This window comes from Streptomyces sp. NPDC050546 (assembly GCF_044457425.1).
Lineage (GTDB): Bacteria > Actinomycetota > Actinomycetes > Streptomycetales > Streptomycetaceae > Streptomyces.
In genome coordinates this window covers 396,219-419,912 of record NZ_JBITGX010000007.1, presented here as the reverse complement: position 1 = coordinate 419,912, position 23,694 = coordinate 396,219, and the positions used below count along the sequence as shown (strand labels likewise).

At 72.2% G+C, this 23,694-nt stretch carries 22 protein-coding genes; 7 read left to right on the top strand and 15 right to left on the bottom strand.

Annotated elements, in window-relative coordinates; all coding sequences use genetic code 11:
- Nucleotides 1-168: 168 nt before the first annotated feature.
- The 6 genes from ACIBK5_RS20175 to ACIBK5_RS20150 form a co-directional block, all read right to left on the bottom strand.
- On the bottom strand, nucleotides 169-942 hold the full coding sequence (locus ACIBK5_RS20175; RefSeq protein ID WP_399021214.1) for a DUF72 domain-containing protein: 774 nt from the start codon (nucleotides 940-942) through the stop codon (nucleotides 169-171).
- 47 nt (nucleotides 943-989) lie between these two features.
- The gene (locus tag ACIBK5_RS20170; protein WP_399021213.1) at nucleotides 990-2,084 is read right to left on the bottom strand and encodes a DUF5925 domain-containing protein; all 1,095 of its coding nucleotides are present in this window, start codon (nucleotides 2,082-2,084) and stop codon (nucleotides 990-992) included.
- A gap of 144 nt (nucleotides 2,085-2,228) precedes the next feature.
- On the bottom strand, nucleotides 2,229-3,029 hold the full coding sequence (locus tag ACIBK5_RS20165) for a polysaccharide deacetylase family protein (protein ID WP_399021212.1): 801 nt from the start codon (nucleotides 3,027-3,029) through the stop codon (nucleotides 2,229-2,231).
- Nucleotides 3,022-4,047, bottom strand: coding sequence for a glycosyltransferase family 2 protein (locus ACIBK5_RS20160; RefSeq protein WP_399021210.1), 1,026 nt, complete (start codon nucleotides 4,045-4,047; stop codon nucleotides 3,022-3,024). The genes ACIBK5_RS20165 and ACIBK5_RS20160 overlap by 8 nt, the downstream gene beginning before the upstream one ends.
- Nucleotides 4,044-4,865, bottom strand: a complete 822-nt coding sequence (locus ACIBK5_RS20155) for a glycosyltransferase family 2 protein (RefSeq protein WP_399021209.1) — start codon at nucleotides 4,863-4,865, stop codon at nucleotides 4,044-4,046. Before ACIBK5_RS20155 ends, ACIBK5_RS20160 begins: the two co-directional genes overlap by 4 nt.
- 480 nt (nucleotides 4,866-5,345) lie before the next feature.
- Entirely contained in the window at nucleotides 5,346-6,551 is a 1,206-nt protein-coding gene (locus ACIBK5_RS20150) for a S8 family peptidase (protein ID WP_399021208.1), read from the bottom strand.
- Between the two features lie 280 nt (nucleotides 6,552-6,831).
- On the opposite strand from ACIBK5_RS20150, the gene ACIBK5_RS20145 reads away from it, so the two are divergent.
- Nucleotides 6,832-7,638, top strand: coding sequence for an SGNH/GDSL hydrolase family protein (locus tag ACIBK5_RS20145; protein WP_399021207.1), 807 nt, complete (start codon nucleotides 6,832-6,834; stop codon nucleotides 7,636-7,638).
- Nucleotides 7,639-7,642: 4 nt separating this feature from the next.
- On the opposite strand, the gene ACIBK5_RS20140 is transcribed toward ACIBK5_RS20145, so the two are convergent.
- The 4 genes from ACIBK5_RS20140 to ACIBK5_RS20125 form a co-directional block, all read right to left on the bottom strand.
- Nucleotides 7,643-9,280, bottom strand: coding sequence for a serine/threonine-protein kinase (locus ACIBK5_RS20140; RefSeq protein ID WP_399021206.1), 1,638 nt, complete (start codon nucleotides 9,278-9,280; stop codon nucleotides 7,643-7,645).
- Between the two features lie 114 nt (nucleotides 9,281-9,394).
- Entirely contained in the window at nucleotides 9,395-10,999 is a 1,605-nt protein-coding gene (locus tag ACIBK5_RS20135; RefSeq protein WP_399021205.1) for a nickel transporter, read from the bottom strand.
- Nucleotides 10,996-12,615 carry a tetratricopeptide repeat protein gene (locus ACIBK5_RS20130; RefSeq protein ID WP_399021204.1) on the bottom strand — a complete coding sequence of 540 codons (1,620 nt, stop codon included), beginning with the start codon at nucleotides 12,613-12,615 and terminating at the stop codon, nucleotides 10,996-10,998. Before ACIBK5_RS20130 ends, ACIBK5_RS20135 begins: the two co-directional genes overlap by 4 nt.
- 118 nt (nucleotides 12,616-12,733) lie before the next feature.
- Nucleotides 12,734-14,266 (bottom strand): DUF4331 domain-containing protein, encoded by a 1,533-nt coding sequence (locus ACIBK5_RS20125; RefSeq protein WP_399021203.1) that lies wholly within the window; start codon nucleotides 14,264-14,266, stop codon nucleotides 12,734-12,736.
- A 226-nt stretch (nucleotides 14,267-14,492) separates the two neighbouring features.
- Here ACIBK5_RS20125 and ACIBK5_RS20120 point away from each other — a divergent pair, with 226 nt between their 5' ends.
- The 3 genes from ACIBK5_RS20120 to ACIBK5_RS20110 all read left to right on the top strand — a co-directional run bounded on the left by ACIBK5_RS20120 (nucleotide 14,493) and on the right by ACIBK5_RS20110 (nucleotide 16,243).
- Nucleotides 14,493-15,035 carry a sigma-70 family RNA polymerase sigma factor gene (locus ACIBK5_RS20120; protein WP_311124859.1) on the top strand — a complete coding sequence of 181 codons (543 nt, stop codon included), beginning with the start codon at nucleotides 14,493-14,495 and terminating at the stop codon, nucleotides 15,033-15,035.
- On the top strand, nucleotides 15,032-15,850 hold the full coding sequence (locus tag ACIBK5_RS20115; protein ID WP_399021202.1) for an anti-sigma factor domain-containing protein: 819 nt from the start codon (nucleotides 15,032-15,034) through the stop codon (nucleotides 15,848-15,850). Before ACIBK5_RS20120 ends, ACIBK5_RS20115 begins: the two co-directional genes overlap by 4 nt.
- A gap of 126 nt (nucleotides 15,851-15,976) precedes the next feature.
- Complete coding sequence (locus ACIBK5_RS20110; protein WP_184562045.1) at nucleotides 15,977-16,243, top strand: hypothetical protein; 267 nt, start codon at nucleotides 15,977-15,979, stop codon at nucleotides 16,241-16,243.
- 183 nt (nucleotides 16,244-16,426) lie between these two features.
- On the opposite strand, the gene ACIBK5_RS20105 is transcribed toward ACIBK5_RS20110, so the two are convergent.
- A complete protein-coding gene (locus ACIBK5_RS20105) occupies nucleotides 16,427-17,209 on the bottom strand; it encodes an ABC transporter permease (protein WP_399021201.1) in 783 nt (260 codons plus the stop codon).
- Nucleotides 17,206-18,162, bottom strand: a complete 957-nt coding sequence (locus ACIBK5_RS20100) for an ATP-binding cassette domain-containing protein (RefSeq protein WP_399021200.1) — start codon at nucleotides 18,160-18,162, stop codon at nucleotides 17,206-17,208. Before ACIBK5_RS20100 ends, ACIBK5_RS20105 begins: the two co-directional genes overlap by 4 nt.
- Before the next feature lie 63 nt (nucleotides 18,163-18,225).
- Between ACIBK5_RS20100 and ACIBK5_RS20095 the strand changes: the two genes are divergently transcribed.
- Entirely contained in the window at nucleotides 18,226-18,942 is a 717-nt protein-coding gene (locus ACIBK5_RS20095; protein WP_399021199.1) for a TetR/AcrR family transcriptional regulator, read from the top strand.
- Between the two features lie 19 nt (nucleotides 18,943-18,961).
- On the opposite strand, the gene ACIBK5_RS20090 is transcribed toward ACIBK5_RS20095, so the two are convergent.
- The 3 genes from ACIBK5_RS20090 to hmgA form a co-directional block, all read right to left on the bottom strand.
- Complete coding sequence (locus ACIBK5_RS20090; RefSeq protein WP_399021197.1) at nucleotides 18,962-20,116, bottom strand: type ISP restriction/modification enzyme; 1,155 nt, start codon at nucleotides 20,114-20,116, stop codon at nucleotides 18,962-18,964.
- Nucleotides 20,117-20,216: 100 nt separating this feature from the next.
- Entirely contained in the window at nucleotides 20,217-20,963 is a 747-nt protein-coding gene (locus ACIBK5_RS20085) for a GntR family transcriptional regulator (RefSeq protein WP_399021196.1), read from the bottom strand.
- A gap of 26 nt (nucleotides 20,964-20,989) precedes the next feature.
- Complete coding sequence (hmgA, locus tag ACIBK5_RS20080; RefSeq protein ID WP_399021194.1) at nucleotides 20,990-22,306, bottom strand: homogentisate 1,2-dioxygenase; 1,317 nt, start codon at nucleotides 22,304-22,306, stop codon at nucleotides 20,990-20,992.
- Between the two features lie 155 nt (nucleotides 22,307-22,461).
- On the opposite strand from hmgA, the gene ACIBK5_RS20075 reads away from it, so the two are divergent.
- Together ACIBK5_RS20075 and ACIBK5_RS20070 are read left to right on the top strand one after the other, a co-directional pair.
- On the top strand, nucleotides 22,462-23,073 hold the full coding sequence (locus ACIBK5_RS20075; RefSeq protein WP_399021193.1) for a hypothetical protein: 612 nt from the start codon (nucleotides 22,462-22,464) through the stop codon (nucleotides 23,071-23,073).
- The gene (locus ACIBK5_RS20070; protein WP_399021192.1) at nucleotides 23,070-23,687 is read left to right on the top strand and encodes a TetR family transcriptional regulator; all 618 of its coding nucleotides are present in this window, start codon (nucleotides 23,070-23,072) and stop codon (nucleotides 23,685-23,687) included. The genes ACIBK5_RS20075 and ACIBK5_RS20070 overlap by 4 nt, the downstream gene beginning before the upstream one ends.
- Nucleotides 23,688-23,694: the final 7 nt, after the last annotated feature.

The following is a 23,694-nucleotide window of genomic DNA, read 5'->3' as shown; positions in this document are numbered from 1 at the left end:
GGGGGGGGGGGGGGGGGGGGTTGGCGGGGATGTCCCCGGCCCCCCCGGGCCGCCGCCCCCTGGGGTGCGGCGGGGGGGGCGCGGGGAACTGCGCGAGCGGCCACAACGGTGCCGCGGCCGACGTACGGCCCTCCCGAGCGCACCGTCGTCGCGGAGATGAAGCCCGGTTCAGCCGGCCCGTGCCAGATGCTCGGGCGTCCGGGTGATCTCCAGGCCCGTCGGCCTCCCCACCCGCGCGAACGTTCTCGCGTCCTCCACCGCCGCGCCACCCGGGTCGTTGTTGAAGTACGCGTAGACGTCCTCGCCGCCCGGCCAGGTCGTGGCGATGCGGTCGAGCCAGGTCGCCAGGGAGCGCCGGCCGTAGCGGGGCCAGGGGCGGGCGCGGCCCTGGTGGAAGCGGACGTAACCCCAGTCGGTGGTGCGCCACAGCGGCGTCGCGGGACGGGCCAGGACGTCGGTCCAGCACAGGGCCGCGCCACGGGACCGCAGGACCGCGCGGACCTCCGGTGTCCACCAGGAGTCATGGCGGGGCTCCACCGCGACCCGGGCCGAGTCGGGGAAGCAGGCGAGACAGGTGTCCAGAAGGCCCGGGTCGGCACGCAGGTTGGGCGGGAGCTGGAGGAGGACCGGGCCGAGGCGGCTGCCCAGGCCCGCCGCGTGGCTCATCAGGCGGTGCACCGGCTCCTCGGGGTCCTTGAGCCGCTTGATGTGGGTCAGATAGCGGCTCGCCTTGACCGCGACGACGAAGTCCCCGGGCACCCGCCCCCGCCAGTCCTCGAAGGTCTCCCGGGCCGGCAGCCGGTAGAACGCGTTGTTGATCTCGACGGTCGCGAAGTGCCGGGCGTACTCCTCCAGCCAGAGCCGCATCGGCAGCCCGGACGGGTACAGGACGTCCCGCCAGTCCTTGTACTGCCACCCGGACGTGCCGACGAACAGGGTCATAACCCCATCAAAACACCGGTCGGCGGGGACCTCCTACTGATGACCTCCTACAGGTACAGCCCCGCGTCGGCGTCCCCGCGCGGCTCCGGCAGGGCCGTCGGCGAGGTGCCCCGGCGCAGCGCGTACAGCTCGGCCAGGGTCGCCCCTTCGCGGCCCACGCCGTCCTCGTGGCCCAGCCAGCCCACCGCCTCCGAGCGGGTCAGCGGACCCACCTCGATCCGGGCCAGGCAGCGGCCGGGGCGGACGACGGCGGGGTGCAGTCGCTCCAGGTCCTCGTTGGTCGTGACACCGACCAGGACGTTGCGGCCCTGCCCGAGCAGTCCGTCCGTCAGGTTCAGCAGCCTCGACAGTGCCTGGCCCGCCGTGTGCTTGGCCTCGCCGCGGATCAGCTCGTCGCAGTCCTCCAGCAGCAGCAGGCGCCAGCGGCCCTTGCCCGTCGCGTCCTCCTCGCCGATCGCGATGTCCATGAGATAGCCGACGTCGGAGAAGAGCCGCTCGGGGTCCAGGACGCAGTCCACCTGGCACCAGTCCCGCCAGGAACGGGCCAGGGTACGCAGCGCGGACGTCTTGCCGGTGCCGGGCGGGCCGTGCAGCAGGAGCAGCCGGCCCGCGATGTCCTCCGGGGTGGTCTTCATGAGGCGGTCCATGGCGTCCGCCACCGGCGCGGTGTAGTTGGGCCGCACCTCGTCCCAGGTGCCCGCCGCGATCTGGCGGGTCGTGCGGTGCGGGCCGCGGCGCGGGGAGACGTACCAGAACCCCATCGTGACGTTCTCCGGCTGCGGTTCGGGTTCGTCCGCCGCGCCGTCCGTGGCCTGGTCGAGGACCTTCTGCGCCAGCTCGGCGCTGGTCGCCGTGACCGTGACGTCGGCGCCCCGGTTCCAGCGGGAGACCAGCAGCGTCCAGCCGTCGCCCTCCGCCAGCGTGGCGCTGCGGTCGTCGTCCCGGGCGACGCGCAGCACGCGGGCACCGGACGGCATCAGCGCCGCCCCGGACCGTACGCGGTCGATGTTCGCCGCGTGGGAGTACGGCTGCTCGCCCGTCGCGAAGCGGCCGAGGAACAGCGCGTCGACGACATCGGACGGGGAGTCGGAGTCGTCGACGTTGAGCCGGATCGGCAGCGCCTCGTGCGGGTTTCCAGACATGCCGCCATGATCCGGCACCGGGGCGCCGCGTGCACCCGGTTTCCCGGTGCACGCGGCGGGTTCCTCCCGCGCAGGTCAGGCCCCGAAGCCTGTGCAGGTCAGGCCCCGAGGCCTGTGCAAGTCAGGCCCCGGAGCCCGCGCGGGTCAGACTCCGGAGCGGGACACCAGCCGGCGTGCCTGCCGGGTCCTGCGGACCAGCGCGTACCCCTTGGTCAGGGCACGGTCCCGGGCGAACGTACGGGCGATCGCGCGTCCGTCGATCACCCGCTCGAACTCGTCGATGCCCGTGTCGCGGCGCACCGTCACGCGCCGCAGGGCGTACGGCCCCTGCGCGCGGCGCGCGAGGCCGTTGCCCACGGCGAGTGCCTGGGCGTACCCCGTCTCGCGCACCGCCCGCCGGACCCGGCGGCTGGAGTAGCCGTAGGGGTAGGCGAACGAGGCCGGTACGGTGCCCAGTTGGTCCGCGACGATCTCCTTGCAGTGGATCAGCTCGAACCGCAGCGTGGCATCGGAGACCTGGTCGAGCTGGGGGTGGCTGTGGCTGTGCCCGCCGATCTCGACGCCGGAGGCGGCGAGCTCACGGACCTGGTCCCAGTCCAGCATGGTGTCCAGGCCGCCGCCGGTGTCGTACGGCCCCTTCAGCCACCCGGTCGAGACGAACAGGGTGGCCGGGAAGCCGTGCTTGGCGAGCACGGGCAGCGCGTGCCGGTGCACGCCCTCGTAGCCGTCGTCGAACGTGATGAGGACCGGCCGCTCGGGCAGCGGGCGGCCGGAGCGCCAGCACGCCGCCAGTCCGGCTGTGGTGAGGGGCCGCAGCCCCCGGTCCGCGAGCACCGCCATCTGCTCGGCGAACGCCTCCGGGGTCACGGACAGGGCGCGGGTCGCGTCGTTCGGATCGGTCGCGACCGCGTGGTACATGAGGACCGGTACGCGTACGTCACTCACGGACCCGCACCTCCTCCGGCACGGACGGCCGAGCCGACTCCACCGCGGGCACCGAGAACGTGGCCCCGCCCCGGCGGGCCCGCACGCTCCCCACCACGTACCCGCCCGTCGCCGTGAGCACCCCGGCGACGATCGCGCCCGCCCGGCCCACACCGCCCGGCCGGGCCAGCAGCGCGTCCCGCAGGCCCCGGGCCACCCCGGCCGGCAGCACCCGGGTCGTATACCGGCGCTCCGACTCGAGTCCCTTCCCGGCGCCGACACTCCGGGCTACCAGGGCCTTGGACAGGCCCTCGGCGTAGGTGCGCGTACGGAAGTAGCGGAAGTGCTCGCGGACCTCCGGCACCCGGTGGTGGATCACCGCCCGGTCGTCGATCAGCAGCACCGCGTCGGGCCGGGCGCGGCTGAGGCGGATGCACAGTTCCGTCTCCTCGCAGCCCAGCGGGCGTTTGTCGCCGTCCCTGCCGATGCCGGTGGCGAAGCCGCCCGCCGCGTCGAACGCGCTGCGGCGGAACGAGGCGTTGCCGCCGAGCACGTTGCGCACCCGGACCCGGCCGCGCGGCAGACCCCGGTAGGAGCAGCCCACCACCCAGTCGAACTCCTGCGGGAACCAGTCCGGCCGCCGTCCCGACGCCCAGACCGGCACCGTGCGCCCGCCGACCGCCATCACCTTCGGGTCGGTGTACGCCTCGGCGAAGTGCCGCAGCCAGTCGCGCTCGGCCACGGCGTCGTCGTCGAGGAAGGCGACGATCTCGCCGCGCGCCGCCGCGATCCCGGTGTTGCGGCCCGCGGACAGGCCACGGGGGCCCGCGTTGGCGAGCACCCGCACCACAGCGCCCCGGGAGGGCTCCTTGTACTCCTTGGCCAGTCGCTCCCGCAGCGTGTCGTTGTGGTCGACGACCAGCAGCGTCTCCAGGGCAGGCCGTGACTGCGCCCGCACCGAGGAGACCGCCGCGAGGATGTCCTCCCAGCGGTCCTCGGTGTACGCGCAGATCACGACGGAGATGCCGGGACCGCTCAAGACACCTCTCCCCGCATGGCGTCCACCATCGGCGACCGGTCCGAACGGCGGCGCAGCGCACGGCGGTTGGAGCGCTCCTGGAGGATCACCCGCAGCACGCGCAGCCCGTCCCGCACGGCCCGCAGATTGCTGGTGCCGTGGATGCGCAGATACTCGTAGCTCGGGATCTCCTGCACCTTGAGCCCGGCCTTGACGACCCGGATGTTCATCAGGGTCTCGACCTCGAAGCCGGTGCAGTCGAGGTCGATCTTGTCGAGGCAGTGCCGCCAGAACGCGTTGTACCCGTAGCACAGGTCGGTGTAGCGGGCGCCGAACTTGCGGTTGACGACCGTGCACAGCGCCCAGTTGCCGAGCTTGCGGATGAAGGTCATGTCGTCGGTGCCGCCGCCGTTGGCGAAACGGGAGCCCTTGGCGAAGTCCGCGCCGGAGACCAGGGCGGAGACGTACGACAGGATCTCGCCCCCGTCGGCCGAGCCGTCCGCGTCGACCATCACGATGATGTCGCCGGTGCAGGCCTGGAACCCGGTGATCAGGGCGTCGCCCTTGCCCTTGCCGCGCTGCTCGACGACCTTCACCTCGGGCCACAGCTCGCGGGCCACCTGGACGGTGTCGTCGGTGGAGTTCCCGTCGACCAGGACCACTTCGTGTATCCAGTCGGGCAGGGTCTTGAAGACGTACGGAAGGTTCTCCGCCTCGTTCATGGCCGGGATGACCACGCTCACCGGCGGCGCGATGGCCAGGTGAGAGGAGACGGGCCGGTACTTCCCGGCGACCGGCGGATGCTGCTCCGCGGCGGCCGGCTGCAGAACTGAGCTCATGAGTCTGGGCCCTCTCGTCCGGTGGACCGCCCCCCCAGGGCAGTCCGGATCCAATCCGGTTCGAAAGGGGGGTTCTCACCCGTGGCACGCCGAGATGGAGCTTCGGGCACGCCGGGTGAGCTGGCAAAACTGGCCGGCCGCGAAAACGGCAGCCGACCGCGCGGCACGGCCCGGCCACCGAAAGCGGTCACCGAGCACGGCACCCCCCTACCGCGCCCCGCGCCGGTACGTCGCGGTCCTTGAGCCCTCCCCTAGAGCCGCGTACTGACGGACCGATGCGGGTGAGATGTATGACGGTATTGACGATTGAACCCGTATGGCAAGACCTGGAACGGCCCCTCACGTTTTTGTTGGTTTGGCCGTTACGTGATGTCTTTTGTGGGCCGTAAGTTGAAAGCTTCCGGTCGCGGAAGCAGCTGTTCCCCGGAGGCGTGACCCGCCTCCGGGGAACAGGTGTTCAGGTTCCGGTGTCCGTGCCGGTTACTGCACGAGCTTCAGCAGCCGGTTCGGCGAGCCCGTACCCGCGCTCGTGACCTTGCCGGTGGTGGCGCCGGCGACCAGGGCCGAGGCGACCTGGGCCGGGGTGGAGGAGGTGTGGCCCGCCAGGTAGACCGCCGCGGCGCCCGCGACGTGCGGGGTCGCCATCGAGGTGCCGGAGATGGTGTTGGTGGCGGTGTCGCTGGTGTGCCAGCCGGCCGTGATGGACGAGCCGGGCGCGAAGATGTCCAGGGCCGAGCCGTAGTTGGAGTAGCTCGCCTTGGCGTCGGTGCTGGTGGTGGCGCCGACCGTGATCGCCTCGGCGACCCGGGCCGGGGAGGACGAGGAGGCGGTGGTGCTGCTGTTGCCCGCGGCGACGGCGTAGGTGACGCCGCTTGCTATGGAGTTGCGGACCGCCGTGTCCAGCGAGGCCGAGGCGCCGCCGCCGAGCGACATGTTGGCGACCGAGGGGCCGGAGTGGTTCTGCGTCACCCAGTCGATGCCCGCGATCACACCGGCCGTGGTGCCGGAGCCGCTGTTGTTCAGCACCCGCACGCCCACGATCTTCGCCTTCTTGGCGACACCGTAGGTCGTGCCCGCGATCGTGGTGGCCACATGGGTGCCGTGGCCGTTGCCGTCGGAGGCGTTGTTGTCGCCGTCGACGGCGTCGTAACCGTGTGCGGCACGGCCGCTGATCTGCTGGTGGGTGACGCGCACACCGGTGTCGATCACATAGACCGTCACGCCGCTGCCCGCGCTGTCCGGGTAGGTGTAGGTGCCGGAGAGCGGGAGCGAGGTCTGGTCGATGCGGTCCAGACCCCAGGGGGCGTTGGTCTGGGTGGCGGCGGCCTGGACGCGCTGGTTCTGCTCGACCGTCGCCACCGCCGGGTCGGCGGCGAGCCGCTTGGCCTCGGTGGCGGAGAGGACGGCGGAGTAGCCGTTCAGCGCCTTGCCGAAGGTCCTGTCGACCGTGCCGCCGTACTCCTTCACCAGGCCCTTGCCCGCGGCCGAGGACGCCTTCAGCCCCGCGCTCTTCTTGAGCGTGACGATGTAGCTGTCCTTGACGGCGGTCGGGGAGTCCGCGGCGAGCACCCGGCCCTCGGCGGGAGCGGCCTGGGCGGGGAGGGCGGTGAGCCCGCCCACGAGGGCGGTGGTCGCCGACAGGGTGATCGCGGCGAGTCCGAGTCTCTTGCTACGCAGTTGTGCCATTACGAGGGAGTCCTCCTCTAGGCGGCGCGCGCCTGGGTGGGGCGCGCGTCATGTGGGGGTGGTGCGCGTGCTCGCGCACTCCGGCCGGGGAGCGTCGCGTTCCGCTCCCGGCCGGAGTAAAGCGTCGGCCATCTACCGGCGTAGAACAAGAGAGTTGAGCACTAGTCAACAAATCTGTCATGAGCACGAAATAAATCAACAGAGTTGGCATGGACACTTCCTGTCAACACGCGTAGCTGCTACGACGGTTATGGCAGAGATCCTGCTAAAGGGAGGTTCCATGAGACGTTCCCGACTTGTCGTCCTCGTGAGCTCGCTCCTCCTCGCCGTCGGCACCGCCCTCACCGGGGCCGCGACGGCGCAGGCGTCCTCACTCGCAGCAACTGGCGGCTATGTGGCGCTCGGTGACTCCTACTCCTCCGGAGTGGGCGCCGGCAGCTACATCAGCTCCAGCGGCGACTGCAAGCGCAGCACCAAGGCCTTCCCCTACCTCTGGGCAGCCGCCCACTCACCCTCGACCTTCGACTTCACCGCCTGCTCGGGCGCCCGAACGGGTGATGTTCTGTCCGGTCAGCTCGGCCCGCTCGGCAGTGCCACCGCCCTCGTCTCCGTCACCGTGGGCGGCAACGACGCCGGATTCGCCGACGTCATGACGACCTGTGTGACCCAGTCCGACAGCTCCTGCGTCTCCCGCATCAACACCGCCCGGGCGTACGTCGACTCCACGCTGCCCGGCAAGCTCGACGGCGTGTACTCGGCGATCCGCTCCAAGGCACCGAACGCCCGTGTCGTCGTGCTCGGCTATCCCCGCTTCTACAAGCTCGGCGCGACCTGCCTCGGCCTGTCCGAGACCAAGCGCAAGGCCATCAACGACGCCTCCGACTACCTGAACACCGCCACCGCCAAGCGCGCCGCCGACCACGGCTTCGTCTTCGGCGACGTACGCACCACCTTCACCGGCCACGAGATCTGCTCCGGCGACTCCTGGCTGCACAGCGTCAGCTGGCTCAACATCGGCGAGTCCTACCACCCGAAGGCCCCGGGCCAGTCGGGTGGCTATCTGCCGGTGCTCAACGCCAACGACTGACCGGTCATCCGGAGTCCGAGTCCTCCGAGCCCGTGTCCGTCTCCGTGTCCGTGTCCGAAGGAGAAGGGGAGGCCCCGTCCGTCGGGGTCTCCGTCTCGCAGGTCAGAGAGAACGGCACCGCCTCGGACGTCGTGCGCACCGGCTCCTGTACCTCGACGCTGATCTCGTTCTCGATCGTCCCGGACTCCTCGCGGGTCGTCACGTTCACCGAGTCCTGCTTCGTGCGACCGCCGCTCTCCGGGAACGACAGCGTCTTCCAGCCCCCGTCCAGCACCGAGCCGTCCTGCGTCACCCAGCGGTAGCGCACCTCGGCCGGCAGCCGGCCCACCGTGAACGTCGCCGTGAACTGCGGCGCCTCGGCGTTCGGCGGCGGGCACGGTCCCGAGTAGTCCGTGCGCTTGCCCTCCAGAGCCACCCGCACCGACTGCGGCGGCGGACTGGTCTCCTTGCTCTCGCTCTCGCTCGGCGTCGGGGAGGGGCTCGACTTCCCGCTCCCGGTGTTCTCCTTGGGGCCGGTCTCGGCCGGCGTACTCTCCCCGGCACCCTGGCCGTTGCCCCGGGAGCCGTCACCGCCCCCGTTGTTCAGCAGCGCGTACGTCAGCCCGCCCACCGCGAGGGCCAGCGCGACCACGCCCGCGACCAGCACCCGGCCGGTCCGGCGGTCGCGATCGTGACGGGTGGCCGTCGTCGTCGCACCCGAGCCGGCGGGCATCGGCTGCCCCGGGAAAGGCATCGGGGGCGTGGCGGCGGGCTCGGCGCGGGCAGCGGACGGCGGCGGGTAAGGGACCGCCCGCGTGGTGTCCGCGCTCGGTGTCCCGCCCGCGGCGATGACCCGCAACTCCTGCTCGGCCCGCTCGGGCGGCAGTCGCTGCTCGGGATCCTTGCGCAGCAGTCCCTCGATGACCGGGGCGAGCGGACCGGCCCGGTACGGCGGCGGCAGCTCCTCGTCGACGATCGCGCGCAGCGTGCTCAGCGGCGTGTCGTGGCGGAACGGGGAGTGGCCCTCGACCGCCGCGTACAGCAGCACCCCGAGCGACCACAGGTCCGACTCCGGGCCCGGCGTGCGGCCGAGCGCCCGCTCCGGGGCGAGGAACTCGGGCGAGCCGATGACCTCCCCGGTCATGGTCAGCGCGGAACTGCCCTCGACCATGGCGATCCCGAAGTCGGTGAGCACGATCCGGCCGTCGTTCGAGATCAGCACGTTGGCCGGCTTCACGTCCCGGTGCAGCACCCCGGCCTCGTGCGCGACCCGCAGCGCGGCCAGCACCTCGGCGCCGACGTGCGCGGCCCGCTGCGGCGGCATCGGGCCCTCGGCGTCCAGCACCTCCGCCAGCGAGAGCCCGCGGACCAGCTCCATGACGATCCACGGCCGGCCGCCGTCCGTGGCCACGTCGTATACGGTCACCACGTTCCCGCTGGCGACCCGGGCGGCCGCCCACGCCTCCCGCTCCAGCCGGGCGTACATCCGCTGCACGTCGTCGCCGGCCAGCCCGGCCGGGGCGCGCACCTCCTTGACGGCGACCTCACGGTGCAGCACCTCGTCGCGGGCGCGCCACACCGTCCCCATGCCGCCCTCGCCCAGCGGCGCCAGGAGCCGGTAGCGGCCCGCGATCACACGCTCATGGCCCGGTTCTTCGGACACGGAGCCCCCATTCGCAGCCGGGCGAAATCTCCACGAGGTCTGTCTTCCCCACGAGGTCGGTTTTCCTCACGACGTCCGCTTTCCCTTTGACGCCTGTTTTCTCACGAACGTAACTCAGCCGAGCGCGGATGCCGCCCCCTTGAACACCAGTCCGGCGCCGAGTACCACCACGGCGAAGGCCGAACCGAGCGGGGCGGTGCGGCGTATCAGGGCCGCCATCGGGCCCGCCGTCCAGCGGGGGCGCCGGTCCAGGAGCCGTGTCATCCCGCTGCCCGCCTTGACGACGGCGTACCCGCACGCCGTCAGGGTGAGCGCCAGCCCGACGCCGTACGCGACGACGAGCAGCAGACCGAACCAGGCCTGCCCGAGGGCTGCGGCGCCGACCAGCACCACCACGGCGGACGGGCTGGGCACGAGTCCGCCCGCGAAGCCCATGAGGATCGTGCCGCGCAGGGTGGGGGCGACGGGGTGGGAGTGGGTGAAGCCGCCGTGGGTGTGCACGACCGTGTGCGGGTGGGAGTGGGGGTGAGCGTGGTCGTGCGGGTGGCTGTGGTCGTGGTGGTGGTGATCGTCGTGCGCGTGATCATCATGGTGGTGGTCGTGCGTGTGGCTGTGGCCCGTGTGCTCATGCCGGTGATCGTGCTCGTGATCGTGGTCATGGGTGTGCGCGTGGGGGTGGGGCGCGCGGCTGCGCAGCGCGCGGCGGACCAGGCTCGCGCCGGCCAGCGTCACCAGCAGGCCGCTGGCGACGCCGAGCCAGGCGATCACCGAGGGGGCCGCCGCCGAACCGGCCGTGACCAGGAGCCCCAGGGCGACCACGCCCAGGGTGTGGGTGACCGTCACCGAGGCGGCCATGGGCAGGACGTCCTTCATCCGGGCCTGACCGCCCCGGGCCGCCGCCGTCGCGGCCATGATGGTCTTGCCGTGGCCCGGGGCGATCGCGTGCATCGCACCGAGGACGACGGCGATGCCGAGAGCCAGCGCGGCGAAGCCCGCGGTGAGGTCGTGCCGGGCGACCAGCTCGTCCAGGGCGCGCGTCCAGCGGTCGGCGCCGCGCGGCAGCACGGAGGCGGCCGGGGCGTCCGACTCCTCCTCGGCCAGCGCCGCCCCGCCGGGGCGCACCCGCAGGGCGGCGGACGCGGTGTCGGCCGGAGAGGAGAGCAACTCCTCGGGATACTTGGTCAGTTCGGCCGATATCGACTTCTCGGGTACGTCCGAAGCGGTGAGGGTCATACGGTCGCCACGCGCCGTGACCTCCCGCCAGCCCGGGCCGGAGGAGGCGCCCGCGCCCCGGAAGCCGAGCGACACACTCTCCTTGTCCTTCGGGAGGGGAGCGGTCAGCTCGCACTCCACACGGAGGGTGTCGAGCCGCGCCTGCCCGGGCCGCACGCGGGCGCGGCTGCGCTCGGCGGTGAGAGCCGCGGTACGGCCGTCGACGGTCACCCTGCTGTCCGCGGCGGCCGTGGCGCACCGCTCGCGGGCCCACAGGGCGATGCCCAGCCGCTCGACGTCCGGCTTCGCCTGGGTCGCCGGGATCTCGGCGAGGTCCTCGACGTGCTGGACCCGGAGTTCGCCGGGCGCGGCGACGAGACCGTCGTAGCGGTTGACGGTGAAGTTGCCCAGCGGGTGGGCGCTCGCCGTGGCGGCGGGCAGCAGAGTGAGCGCGCAGGCGGCCGTGAGGACGGCGGCGCCGGACGCGAACAGTCGGCGCAGGGTCACCGGTTCTTCTCCAGGTCCTTGAGCGCGGTACGGGCCTCGTGGGCGCCGAGGGGCGAGAAGCCGGGGTTCAGGTCGAGCGCGGCCTTCAGATGGTCGCGGGCCTCGCGCTCGTCGCCGGTGGCGCGTTCGATGATCCCGCGGTGGAAGAGGAAGGCCGCGTTGCGGTAGCCGGTGGCGGTGGCCCGGCGGGCGTACGGCAGGGCCTCCTCGTCGCGCCCGTTGACGTGCAGGGCCCAGGCGAGCGCGTCGGCGGTGTGCACGCTGTGGCGGCGGTCCCACTCGGCGCGGGCGGAGCGCAGGGCCTCCTTCTTGTCGCCGTGGTCGGCGGCGGCCATGGCCGAGTCGAGGTCGGCGTTGACACCGCCGGCGCGGGCCAGCGCCGTCCAGGCGTCGACCAGGGCGTACTGGTCGCCGGCCTTCGCCCGGTCGCCGTCGCCGCCGCGGTCCTCGTACAGCTCGCCGAGGGCGACGAGCGGGCCGGGCAGCGGGAAGCGGGTGACGACCTGCTCCAGGCCCCGCACGGCGGTCGCACGGTCACCGTCCGCCGCCTCGGCGCGGGCGCGGCCCTCCAGGGCGGGCAGATAGGAGTCGTCGGCGGCGAGCGCGCGGGCATAGTGGCCGCGGGCCGCCTTGTAATCGCCCTGGTTCCAGGAGAGTTGCCCGAGCGCGGTGGCGACGTACGCGATGTCGGCGGGCGAGTCGGCGGAGTCCAGAGCGCGCTCCAGCACCTCACGCGCCGTGCGGACGTCGCCGCGCAGCTCCCGCACGTACGCGTACCGCGTGAAGACGGGCACGCCGGGGCGCCTGTCGTCGGCGGTGTCGGCGGCCTTCTCGGCGTCGTCGTACCGGCCGAGTTCGACGAGGGCGTCGATCCGGGTGCACAGGGCACGTTCGTTGTAGGGGTTCTGCTTCAGGGCCCGGTCGGCGTACTTCAGGGCGCCGGGGAAGTCGTGCCGGGCCGCGGCGAGGGCGGCCTGGCCGGCCAGGGCCGGGTCGTTCCCGGGCTCCAGTGCGAGGGACCGCTTCAGCGCGCGCTCGGCCTGCGGATAGCGCGAGGGGTCGCCCTTCGTCCGGGCCTGTTCGACATAGGCGAGGCCGAGGGTGGCCCAGCTGCCGTAGTCCCTCGGCTGGGCCCGGAGGTGCTTCTGCAGGGCCGCGATCCCCGAGTCGAGATCCCCCCGGGCCAGCGTGCCCGGCGACAGCGCCCCGGCCGCGGACACGGCGGCCACGTCGCCGCCGGCCGCACCGTTTCCCGCGCCCCCGAAGGCGATGGCCCCACCGGTGAGCGCGACGGCCAGCAGCGCGGCGCACCCGGCCAGATGAGCCGCCCGCCAGCGCCGCGCGCCGTCGGCGGTCCGCCGCAGCGCGGCCACGCGCCGGTCGACGTCCTCGCCGGCGGAGGGCGTGTTGTCGCCGGCGCTGTCCGGCCGGGGGGCCCGCTCATCGGCCTGTGCTTCGCCGGCCTCCGCGTCACGCCCGGCGGCGGCTTCAGCCTCCGGCTCGACGGCCGGGTCGGCAGCGTGCTCGTGCCCTGCCTCCGCGGCCGGCTCGTGATCCGGGCGTGGGCGGTCGTCGTCGCGCCTCTCCGGTGCGCTGTCCGTCGTACGCGGAGGCATGGGTCTCCTCAGTCGGCTGTGCGGGTGCTGGGTGCGGGTGTGCGGAGGTGGGAGGCGCGGCCCGTGCCGTGGGGGATGGGTGGGAACGGGCCGCGCCAGACAGGGGGAGCGGAACGGGTCAGTACGCCCGGTTCCGCATACGGCGCCACCACATCAGGGCCGCGCCGATCAGGACGATTCCGCCCGCGCCGGCCCCGGCGGACGCGGCGATCAGGCGCATGTCGTCCGAGCCCTCGGCGCCGGCCGGCTGCAGTGCGTCGCCCAGCTGGCTGCGGACGTCGTTGCCGCCGTCCACGCCCTTGGCGAGCGGGCCGCGCGAACCCTCGGTCGGGTTGGCCAGGTAGGGGAAGGACTTGCCGAACTTCTTGTCGTTCTCGTTCACCGCGTCGCCGAGGTCGTTCTTGGCGCCGAGCAGCTCACCCTCGACGACCTGGAGCGACGCGTCGATCACGTCGTCGGTCAGCCGACGCCCGTTCGGGAAGCCCGCGTTGTCACCGTCCAGGACACCCAGCCGCTTGGGCTTGGCGGCCGGCTTGATGGAGGTGTTGAGCCGCAGCTGCTCCGACGGCGTCACATGCGGCGGCTGGTTGAGGTCCTTGACGCCCTTGAGGAACACGTCGACCAGGTCGTTGCGCGGCTCGTCGGGCGCCGGGATCTTGTAGATCGCCTCGATGAGCTTGGGCAGCTCCGGGTTGGTGACGTTCTCCAGGAACTGGGCGTCGTCCCGGGGCGCGGACGCGTTGAACTTGTCCTTGTCCTTGATCGGGTTGACGACCTCGTTCACCAGCGGCATGCCGAGACGCGAGACCTGGGAGAAGTAGCCCTTGGCGTTCTTGCGCTGTGTCGTCGACCAGATGCCGACGATCGGCTGCTCGTGCGACTCGGCTATGAAGCTGTTGGGGACCTGCAGGGCGATCGAGTTGACGTTGTAGCCCTTGAGCGTGTCGTTGCCGACCTCGGAGAGGTTCCCGCCGTACAGCAGGTCGAAGACCCTCAGGTCCAGGAAGAACGGGTCGTCGGCCTGCCCGGCGAACGTCTGCGCGCCCCCGGCGAGCTTGTGGATCGCCTGCTTGCGCAGGGTGTTGTAGTCCGGCATCGACGCCTTGCCGACGTTCGACGGCGCCACCGGCACATCGTCGGCGACCTTGGTCTTCGAGACCGCCTTCAGGTCCTTCAGCTTGATCAGCTCGAGGTCGTACGTCTGCGTGATGTTGAGGTCGGGGTCGTCGAGGCTCTCGACCGGGCCCGTGTTGTACAGGAACGTCTTGTCGTTCTTGGTGTGCGTCTTGAACGTGTACCGGAACAGCAGGTCTTCCTGCGCGTCGCCGTTGCTGTCGATGCGCAGGTCGTACTCGGCGTCCTCGGCGAACGTGAAGAAGTTGGGCCCGCCCGCCGGTTCCTCCATGGGGATCCAGTTTGCGACGATGGTCGTCGTGTCCGGCTTGTCCGGGCTGACGAACGCGTACACGTCGGTGTTGTCGAACTGCGGGGTCCCCGAGATCAGCGGGGCCTCGCGGTGGCTGGAGGCGGAGGCCTCCTCAGGTGCCAGCGCGGTCACACCGGCGGCGGCGAGCCCGCCGGATGCCAGCGCACCACAGATCACAGTCGCGATGCTCCGGCGCCCCGCGCCGGTCCTGAAGCTAGGTGTCATGCCGTCCGTCCTCGGTGCCAACTTGCCTGACACACGCCATTCGGAGTGGCCGGCAGAGCGGATTGGTCGAATCTCAAACGTTCTTACGGCGGGACTGAAAAGTTGTTTCATCGCCAGGGACCCGCGTTTTCGGCGAGTTGATCCGTAACCCCATCCGGAGGTGTGTGCGTTGCGAATACCTCGTGTGAGGGGACAGGCCCGATGCGGCCTCGGAGAGGGGGAACGAGTGGAGGCGGACGAGCTGCTGCTGCTCGTGGCGGGCGGGAACCACCAGGCCTTCGAGGAGCTGTACGGACTGGTGTCCGGCCCGGTGTTCGGTCTGGTGCGGCGGGTGGTGCGCGATCCGGCCCAGTCGGAGGAGGTGGCTCAGGAGGTGCTGCTCGAACTGTGGCGGTCCGCCGCAAAGTTCGACCCGGACCGGGGGAGCGCGCTGTCCTGGATCCTCACCCTCGCCCACCGCCGTGCCGTCGACCGGGTGCGCAGCGCCCGCGCGGCGGGGGAGCGCGAGCAGCGCGAGGCCTGGCGCGCCCACTTCCCGGCCTTCGACCAGGTGACCGAGGAGGTCGAGGCGGGACTCGAACGCGAGTGGGTACGCCGCTGCCTGGACCGCCTCACCGAACTCCAGCGTCAGTCCGTCACCCTCGCCTACTACGAGGGCTACACCTACCGTGAGGTGGCCGAGCGGCTCTCCCTGCCGCTGGGCACCGTCAAGACGCGGATGCGCGACGGGCTGACCCGGATGCGCGAGTGCCTCGGAGGCGTGGCATGAGCCTCTTCCGCCGCGAGGACCCGCACTCGCTCGCCGCGCCCTACGCGCTCGACGCCCTGGAACCCCCGGAACGGGTCCGTTTCGAGAGGCATATGAAGGACTGCGACCGCTGCGCCGCCGAGGTGCGTGACCTGTCCGAGGACGCCGTCCGGCTCGCCTGGTCGACGGCCGCCCCGGCCCCGGCCGCGATGCGCGACCGCGTCATGGCCGCCGTACGGACGACTCCGCAGGACCCGGTGCCCCAGGAGGCGGTGCGCGAGCCGGCCCGCGCGCGGGCGACGCAGCTGCCGCCGCACGTGTGGGGCAACCAGCCGCCGCCGCGGCAGCGGGGGCGGCGCCGGATCCCGCTGTTCGTGCCCTTCGCCACGGCCACCGCCGCCGCGGCCCTCGTCGTCGCCTCGCTGTTCGCCGTACAGGCGAACCGGACCCAGGACGAACTGACCGCCGAGCGGGACCGGTCACGTGAGATCGCCCACGTTCTGGCCGCTCCGGACGCCCGTGCGAGCAGCGGCCGGGACCCACGGGGCAGAACCATCGGAGTGATCGCTTCCGCGACGGAGGGGAGTGCGGTGGTCACCCTCGGCGGATACGGCACCCCGTCGGGCGGCCGAGTGCACCAGTTGTGGCTCATGCGCCCGGGCGCGCAACCACGCTCCCTGGGGCTGCTCAAGGGCGACACGCCCCTGGTCGCGACCAGTCTCGGCTCCTCCGCGACGTCACTGGCCGTGACCGTCGAGCCCGCCGGCGGATCCCCGCAGCCCACCACCCAGCCCATCGTCCAACTCGCCCTGAAATCTGTTGGATTCGGAGAGTAATCGGAGATACATCGTCAACCCCCTTATGGGGAAGGTGAATCCTGTGACCGCGATACACGAGTGCCCGGGCGGGGCGATAGGGTTAACCTGCCCGGGCCGGGTGGACTCGTACGGGTGGGGAGTGACATGGAACAGATAACAGTGCGCAGCAGGGCGAGGGTCCCTGCGATCACCTGCGGGAGCAGCGCGACCAGTTCGCGCCTCGACCGCCATCTGTCGGTGCTGGGCGGTCCCGCCGTCCCGCAGCGGGAGACGGTCGAGGCGACCTCGCTGATGCGTGAACTGACCGCGCGTCAGCCGCACGACCGCAGTGGCAGGGGAGCACGCGTGCGTCGCGTCTCGCTCTTCGCACCGCTGCGCCGACTGCGCCGCTCGCTGTTCGGCGGCAGGTAGGGGCCCGCGCTCGGGCGGTCACACCGCCCCCGGCGTCACGCTGCGCACTCGTCGTCCGTCATCCCCACGGCACGCAGCAGCGCCAGGTGTGTTCCCGAGCGCGGCATGTCCCCCCGTCGGTGCCTCATCCCCGCCCGGCAGTGACCGGGGGCGTCGTCCGGCTCCGTACTCCCGGCCGCCTGTTCACCGCTCCCCGCGCGCGTACTGACGCACGGCCAGCGGTACGAAGATCCCGAGCAGCACCGCGCACCACAGGAGCGACCCCGCCACGGGGTGGGCCACCGGCCAGGCCGCTTCACCGGGCACGGGCGCGTTCCCGAACAGGTCCCGCAGGGCCGTCGCCAGTGCGCTGATCGGATTCCACTCGGCGACCGTCCGCAGCCACCCCGGCAGCCCCGTCGTCGGGATGTAGGCGCTGGACAGCAGCGGCAGCAGAAAGGTCGCCCCGCCCAGCTGACCGGCCGCCTCCTCGTTCCGGGTGAGCAGGCCGAGGTAGATCCCGGCCCAGGTGCACGCGAAGCGGAACAGCAGCAACAGCCCGACGGCCCCCGCCGCTTCGAGCGGGCGGCCCTCGATCCGCCAGCCCACCGCGAGCCCCACCAGCAGGAACGGCACCGTTCCGACGGTCGTGACCACCACGTCCGCCGCGGCCTGTCCGAGCGGTACGGCCGCCCGGCTCATCGGCAGCGTACGGAAGCGGTCCGTCACGCCCCGGTGTGTGTCCTGGGCCGCCTGGAACATGCCGGTCATGATGCCGCCCGCGGCGGTCGCCACCAGCAGGCCCGGCACCAGGAACGACCGGTACGCCGCACCCGGCATCGCCAGCGCGCTGCCGAACACATAGCCGAAGAACAGCAGCATGCTGACCGGCATCGTCTGGGTGAGGATCAGCAGCCCCGGGTTGTTCCGCATCCGCAGCAACTGGCGTCCCAGCATCGCGGTCCCGTCGTACGCCAGCGTGCTCATGCGGCGGCCTCCCTTTCCTCGGTGGTGGTCTCGGTCAGGCGCAGGAACACGTCGTCCAGCGTCGGTGGCCGCAGGCTCACGTCGAGCAGGGGCACACCCGCCGAGTCCAGTGCGCGCACCAGCAGCGGGAGGGTGAGTGTCGGGTCCTTGCTGACCGCGCCGACGGCGTTGCGCTCGTGGTCGAACGACGGCTGCGCGCCCGTGAGCCGGTCGAGCACGCCCGCCGCCCTCACCAGCACGTCCGCGTCCGTCACGACGACCTCGGCATGCGCCCCGACGAGCGCCTTGAGCTGCGCCGGCGACCCCGTGTGCGCGACCCGGCCCCGGTCCACCAGGGCGATGTCGTCGGCGAGCTGGTCGGCCTCCTCCAGGTACTGGGTGGTGAGGAGCACGGTCGTGCCCTCGGCGGTCAGATCGCGCACCGCGTCCCAGATGAGGTTGCGGCTGGCCGGGTCGAGGCCGGTGGTCGGTTCGTCCAGGAACAGCACGTCGGGGCGGCGGATCAGGCTCGCCGCCAGGTCCAGGCGGCGGCGCATGCCGCCGGACCAGGTGGACGCGGGCCGGTCGGCGGCCTCCGTCAGACCGAAGCGGTCGAGGAGTTCCGCGGTCCGGGCTGCCGGACCGCGCACCCGGTGCAGCCGGCCGAACAGCTGGAGGTTCTGGCGTCCGGTCAGGTCCCCGTCGATCGAGGTGTCCTGTCCGGTGACGCCGATCCGGCTCCGTACGGCGGCGGCCTCGCGGACGAGGTCGTGCCCGGCGACCCGCGCGGAGCCCGCGTCCGGCCGCAGCAGCGTGGTCAGCAGCCGGACGGCCGTGGTCTTGCCCGCGCCGTTCGGCCCGAGGACCCCGCACACCGTGCCCTCGGCCACCGCGAGGTCCAGTCCGCGCACGGCACGGACCTCCCCGAATCGCTTCTCGAGACCCTCACTAAGTACAGCGTACGTAGAAGTCATGGCTCGACCATAGCGCACTACGTACGCTGTACGTAACTAGGATGGTGGCCGAGGTGATGATCGATGGCGGGCCGAGCGGCCGTACCCGAAGTGATCTGGGCGCGCCCCGAGCGCACCGGCCGTGGGCCGAAACCGGCGTTCACCCGCGCCGGAATCGCGGCGGCGGCGGTGCGGATCGCCGACGCCAAGGGGCTCGACGGGGTGTCCATGCGGCATGTCGCGGCGGAGTTGGGCTGCGGCACGATGTCGCTGTACAACTACGTCCCCCGAAAGGAGGATCTGTACGAGCTGATGGTGGACGCCGTCGGTGCCGAGCACGAGATGTTCGAACCCACGGGCGACTGGCGTGCCGACATGCTCCGCAACGCGGAGGAGACGCGGGCCATCATGTACCGCCACACCTGGGTGCCGCGCCTGATGGCGGGAGTGCACGGCTTCAGCCCCAACACCCTGCGCTACCTGGAGCACTGCCTGGCCTGCCTCGAACCGCTCGACGTGCCGGCCGGTACGAAGACGGAGCTGATCGCGCTGCTCAACGGCATCGTGTCGACGTACACCGCGAACGACATCGCCACCGTCGAGCGCACCCGCTCCATGCCGTGGTCCGAGGAGGAGGAGAACGCGGTGCGTATGGCCTATCTGGGCAGCCAGGTGGCCACCGGCGCTTATCCGCGACTGGCCGCGGCCTTCATGGAGCAGAGCGGGCCGGTCGATCTGGAGGCGGTGTTCCGGCGGGCGCTGGAACGCGTGATGGACGCCTACGACCCCGCTCTGCGCTAGGAGCGGACCCCCTTCCGCGCTAGAGCAGCGCGAGCTGGCCCTCCGGGCCCTCCTCGGGGCCGTCCAGCACAGAGGCGGGCCGGCGGGCCGTCGCGGGCACCGGGAGGAGGCCGGCCGCGCGGAGTTCGGCCGCTGTGATCGGGTCCGGGAGCATCTCCTCCTCCAGGGGACGCAGTTCGGCCAGCAGGGCGAGGACCGTGATCAGTTCGAGCAGTTCCGAGGTCCAGGTCTGCGACCAGGTCGCCGGGCGGATCGCCGCGAGGGTGCCCGGCTCGGCCTCGGCGACGCGCGCCGCGAACCACTGCTCCAGGACGCGGACCCCGCCCGCCTCGAAGTCCCAGGCCTCCGGCGGCACCGGGGAGATGCGGCCCTCGTCCAGCAGCAGGGCCTCCTCGTCCCTGTCGTAGTCCAGGGTCAGGGGCCGGGAGGGCAGCGGGGCCCGGACGTAGGGGCGGCGGCCGCCGGGGAGCTTCGGGCGTTCGCCGTCACGGCGCATCAGCCACAGCAGGCGGTGGCCCAGCTCCAGACCCCGCGCCCACGCATCGGCGTCACCGGTGAGCGGGACGGTGAGGTCCGGGCGGGCCGTCGCCGTGATCCAGGCCAGCACGTCCAGCGGTGCGGGGGCGTCGCCCAGGCGGGTGCCCAGGTGCTCCAGCAGGCCGGGGGCCAGGTTCGGCTCCCGCCCGCCCGGTCGCCGGAACAGCGGTCGGACGCGGCCGGGGCGGAGCAGCGGGAGCAGCGAGGTGACGAGGAGGGGAGGCGCGAGGGTCTCGGGCGTCTCCACCACGAAGACCTGCCGTTCGTCCGCCACCCGCCACAGCTCCGGGCGGGCCGCGTCGATCAGCCGCTGGTCGGGGATCAGCCACTGTTCGTCGAAGGGCGTGCGCAGCACGCGCACCGGCTCGGGGCACGGGCCCGAGGCGCGGAGCAGCTTCTCCGTGCCGCCCGTCCGGCCGGGCAACTGGCCGACCGCCGTGTGCAGCGTGCGCGAGCGGGTCGGCTCGAACAGGGTCTCGCGGTCGGGTCCCTCGGCCTTCACCAAGGCGTCCCAGCGGGCCTTCAGGGACGCCGCGTCGGGGGCCGCCGGCCAGCCCCGGCCGAGCCGCGGCGGTGCGACGGACCACGGCATGAGGTCCGCCAGCGGCGGAGCGTCGTCGTGCGTCACGCAGGGCATCGTACGACGTGTCGGGCGCCCCGGAAGGGGCGCGGGGCTGAGTCAGGTGCGGCTCCGCCGCGTGCGTGCCAGGAGCCCCCACCGGCCCGCGGGCCGACGACTACGCATCCAAAGTCACCGTGAAGGAGAACCGATCCCCCCGGTACTGGATGACGGCCACGTCCAGCGGCCGGCCGTCGGTGTCGTACGTGATGCCCGTGTAGTGCAGGATCGGGCTGAGCAGCGGCACTTGGAGCAGCTTCGCGGTCTCCGGGTCGGCCAGCCGGGCCTCCACCGTGTCCGTGATGCGGCTGATGTCCACTCCGACCACGTCCCGCAGCACCTTGGTCATGGGCCACCGGACGAGGTCGTCCAGGTCGATCCGCGCGGCCAGTTCGGGACGGACGTAGTTCCGGGCGTGATTCGTCGGCTCACCCGTCTTCTCGTCGCTGCGCAGCCGGTGGTACGTCGAGACCTCCCGCACCTCCGGGAAGAACTCGGCGAGTTCACCCGGCACGGGGATCGTGCTGTGGTCCAGCAGTGCGGTCGTCATGCCGGACTGCTGGGCCACGATCGCGTCCACCGAGCCGAGCAGCCGGACCGGGGAACCCCTGCGCGCGTGCGGCTCGATGAAGGTGCCCCGCCGGCGGTGGCGGGTGATCAGCCCCTCGTCCTCCAGCTCCTTCAGTGCCTGCCGCATGGTGAGCACACTCACGCCGTAGTGCCCGGCCAACTGCTCCTCGGTGGGCAGGCGCAGCGGGTCCTGGGGCGAGCGGCCGAGGATCGAGGCGCGCAGTGACTGCGACACCTGGTACCAGAGCGGCAGCTTGCGGTTCAGGACGATCGAGTCCGGGGCGAAGGAGGTCACGGGCCATCCGTACCGGTCAGGGGTGTTCAGTGCAAGGGACGGAAGTGCCGCTCCAGGCCTTGCCAGACGTCGTCGTAACGCTGCTGCAGGTGTTCCGCCCGGGCCGCGTGCGGTGTGAGGGTCAGCGGCCAGCGGGTCTCGAACATGAAGGCAAGCCCGTCGTCGATCTTGTGCGGCTTCAGCTCGGCGGCGCTCGCCCGGTCGAAGGTCTCCCGGTCCGGGCCGTGCGCCGACATCATGTTGTGCAGCGAACCCCCGCCCGGCACGAAGCCTTCGGCTTTCGCGTCGTAGGCGCCCTCGATCAGGCCCATGTACTCGCTCATCACGTTCCGGTGGAAGTACGGCGGCCGGAAGGTGTCCTCGCCCACCAGCCAGCGCGGCGCGAACACCACGAAGTCGACACCGGCCAGGCCCGGGGTGTCCGACGGGGAGGTCAGTACCGTGAAGATGGACGGGTCCGGGTGGTCGTAGGTGATGGTGCCGAGCACATTGAAACGGCGCAGGTCGTAGGTGTACGGCACATGGTTGCCGTGCCAGGCGACGACATCGAGCGGGGAGTGGTCGTAGGTGGCCGTCCAGAGGTTGCCGCAGAACTTGTTCACCACCTCCACCGGGCCCTCGACGTCCTCGTAGGCGGCGACCGGGGCGCGGAAGTCCCGGGGGTTCGCGAGCCCGTTCGCGCCGATCGGGCCCAGGTCGGGGAGGCGGAAGGGCGCGCCGTAGTTCTCGCACACATAACCGCGGGCCGAAGCGTCCAGCAGCTCCACACGGAAGCGGACCCCACGTGGGACGAGGGCGACATGGCCCGGCTCCACATGGAGCAGACCGAACTCGGTGCGCAGCAGCAGCCCGCCGCGCTCCGGGACGATCAGCAGCTCACCGTCGGAGTCGCTGAACACCCGCTCCATCGAGGCGTTGGCGGCATAGAGGTGCACGGCGACGCCGGTGCGCTGGGTGGCGTCGCCGTTGCCGCCCAGCGTCCACAGCCCGGCCAGGAAGTCCGTCTCGGGGGCCGGGTCGGGAAGGGGGTTCCAGCGCAGGCGGTTCGGGTCGGGCACGGTCTGGGTGAACGGAGCGGTGCGGATCGAGCCGTTGTGGGTCCGGGTGAACGCCGGGTGCGCGGCCGACGGGCGGATCCGGTACAGCCACGAACGGCGGTTGTGGGACCGCGGTTCGGTGAAGGCCGTGCCGCTCAGCTGCTCCGCGTACAGCCCGAGCGGGGCCCGCTGGGGTGAGTTGCGGCCCTCGGGCAGCGCGCCCGGGACGGCCTCGGAGCCGTGCTCGTTGCCGAAGCCGGAGAGATAGCTCAGCCCTTCGGCGGTCTTCCGCGCGTCCGCACTCATTGATCGCTGCTCCCTTGCCGTCCGATTCCTATGTAACACCGTAGGATTGCGTTTTCCCCGGCGCAAGGGGGACACGCGCCCTCCTCTCGACGGATGACCTGAACCCGACTTGAGAACGATCCGCCGGGTCGGACACGCGTTCTACGCTCACGGACATGACGTGGACACGTGGACCTCTCGCCCTGCTCGCGGTCTGCGTCCTGCTGGCCGGAGCCGCGGGCTGCGGCTCGGATGGGGCGCGGGAGCGGGGGAGCGGGGCCTCGCCCACGCCGGTGGGCACGCTCCTGGAGGACCGGGACCCCGAGGGCCGGCCCTTCCGTCAGGTGGCGCGGCCGGACGCGCCCGACGTCGGCATCGAGGTGCAGCCCGACGCGGGCGGCGGCTGGGACGTCCGGCTGGCCGTGCGCAGGTTCCGCTTCTCGACGGCGGGCGCGGCGGGGGAGGCGGTCGCCGGGCGCGGACTCGCGCACCTCTATGTGGACGGCCGTCTCGTCACCCGCCTCCGCACCTCCGAGTACCGACTGGCCGCCCACCTCGTGCCGCGCGGCACGCACCACGTCACGGCCCGCCTCTACGCCGACGACGGCACCGCCTGGGCGGTGGACGGCAGGCCCGTGGAGAGCACGGCCGACATCACCGCGTCGGACCCCGGCCCGGGCGCGACGCCGAGCGTGAGCGCCCCGGGGGAAGCGCGGACGCACACGACGGACAACCGGTCCCGGATCGGGGGGCGAGGTTCACCGGACCGCGCCGGAAAGGCATCATGAAGCCCGTGCCCCACGCGACATCGCTCCGTCGTGCGCCCGTGCAGCGGCGCAGTGCCGAACGCCTGACCAGGATCCTCGACGCCTGCGCCGACCTTCTCGACGAGGTCGGCTACGACGCCCTGAGCACCCGCGCCGTCGCCCAGCGGGCCGGCGTCCCCATCGGCTCCGTCTACCGCTTCTTCGGCAACAAACGCCAGATGGCCGACGCGCTGGCCCAGCGCAACCTCGAGCGGTACTCCGCCCGCGTCACCGAGCGCCTGCGGGAGACGGGCGACGGGGACTGGCGGGTGGCCATGGACGCCGTGCTCGACGAGTACCTGGAGATGAAGCGCACCGCGCCCGGCTTCTCCCTCGTCGACTTCGGCAACCAGATCCCGGTCGGCTCCCGCCACACCGAACCCAACCACCGCGTCGCCGACCGCCTCACCGAGCTCCTCTCCGGCTACCTCGGCCGCGAGCCCGACGAGGAGCTGCGCCGGGTGTTCCTCATCGCCGTCGAGACCGCCGACACCCTCGTGCACCTGGCCTTCCGGGTCGCACCGGAAGGGGACCCGAAGGTCATCGAGGAGATGCGGGAGATGCTGCGGGCGTATCTGTCCCGGGTGCTCGACTGAGCCGGTG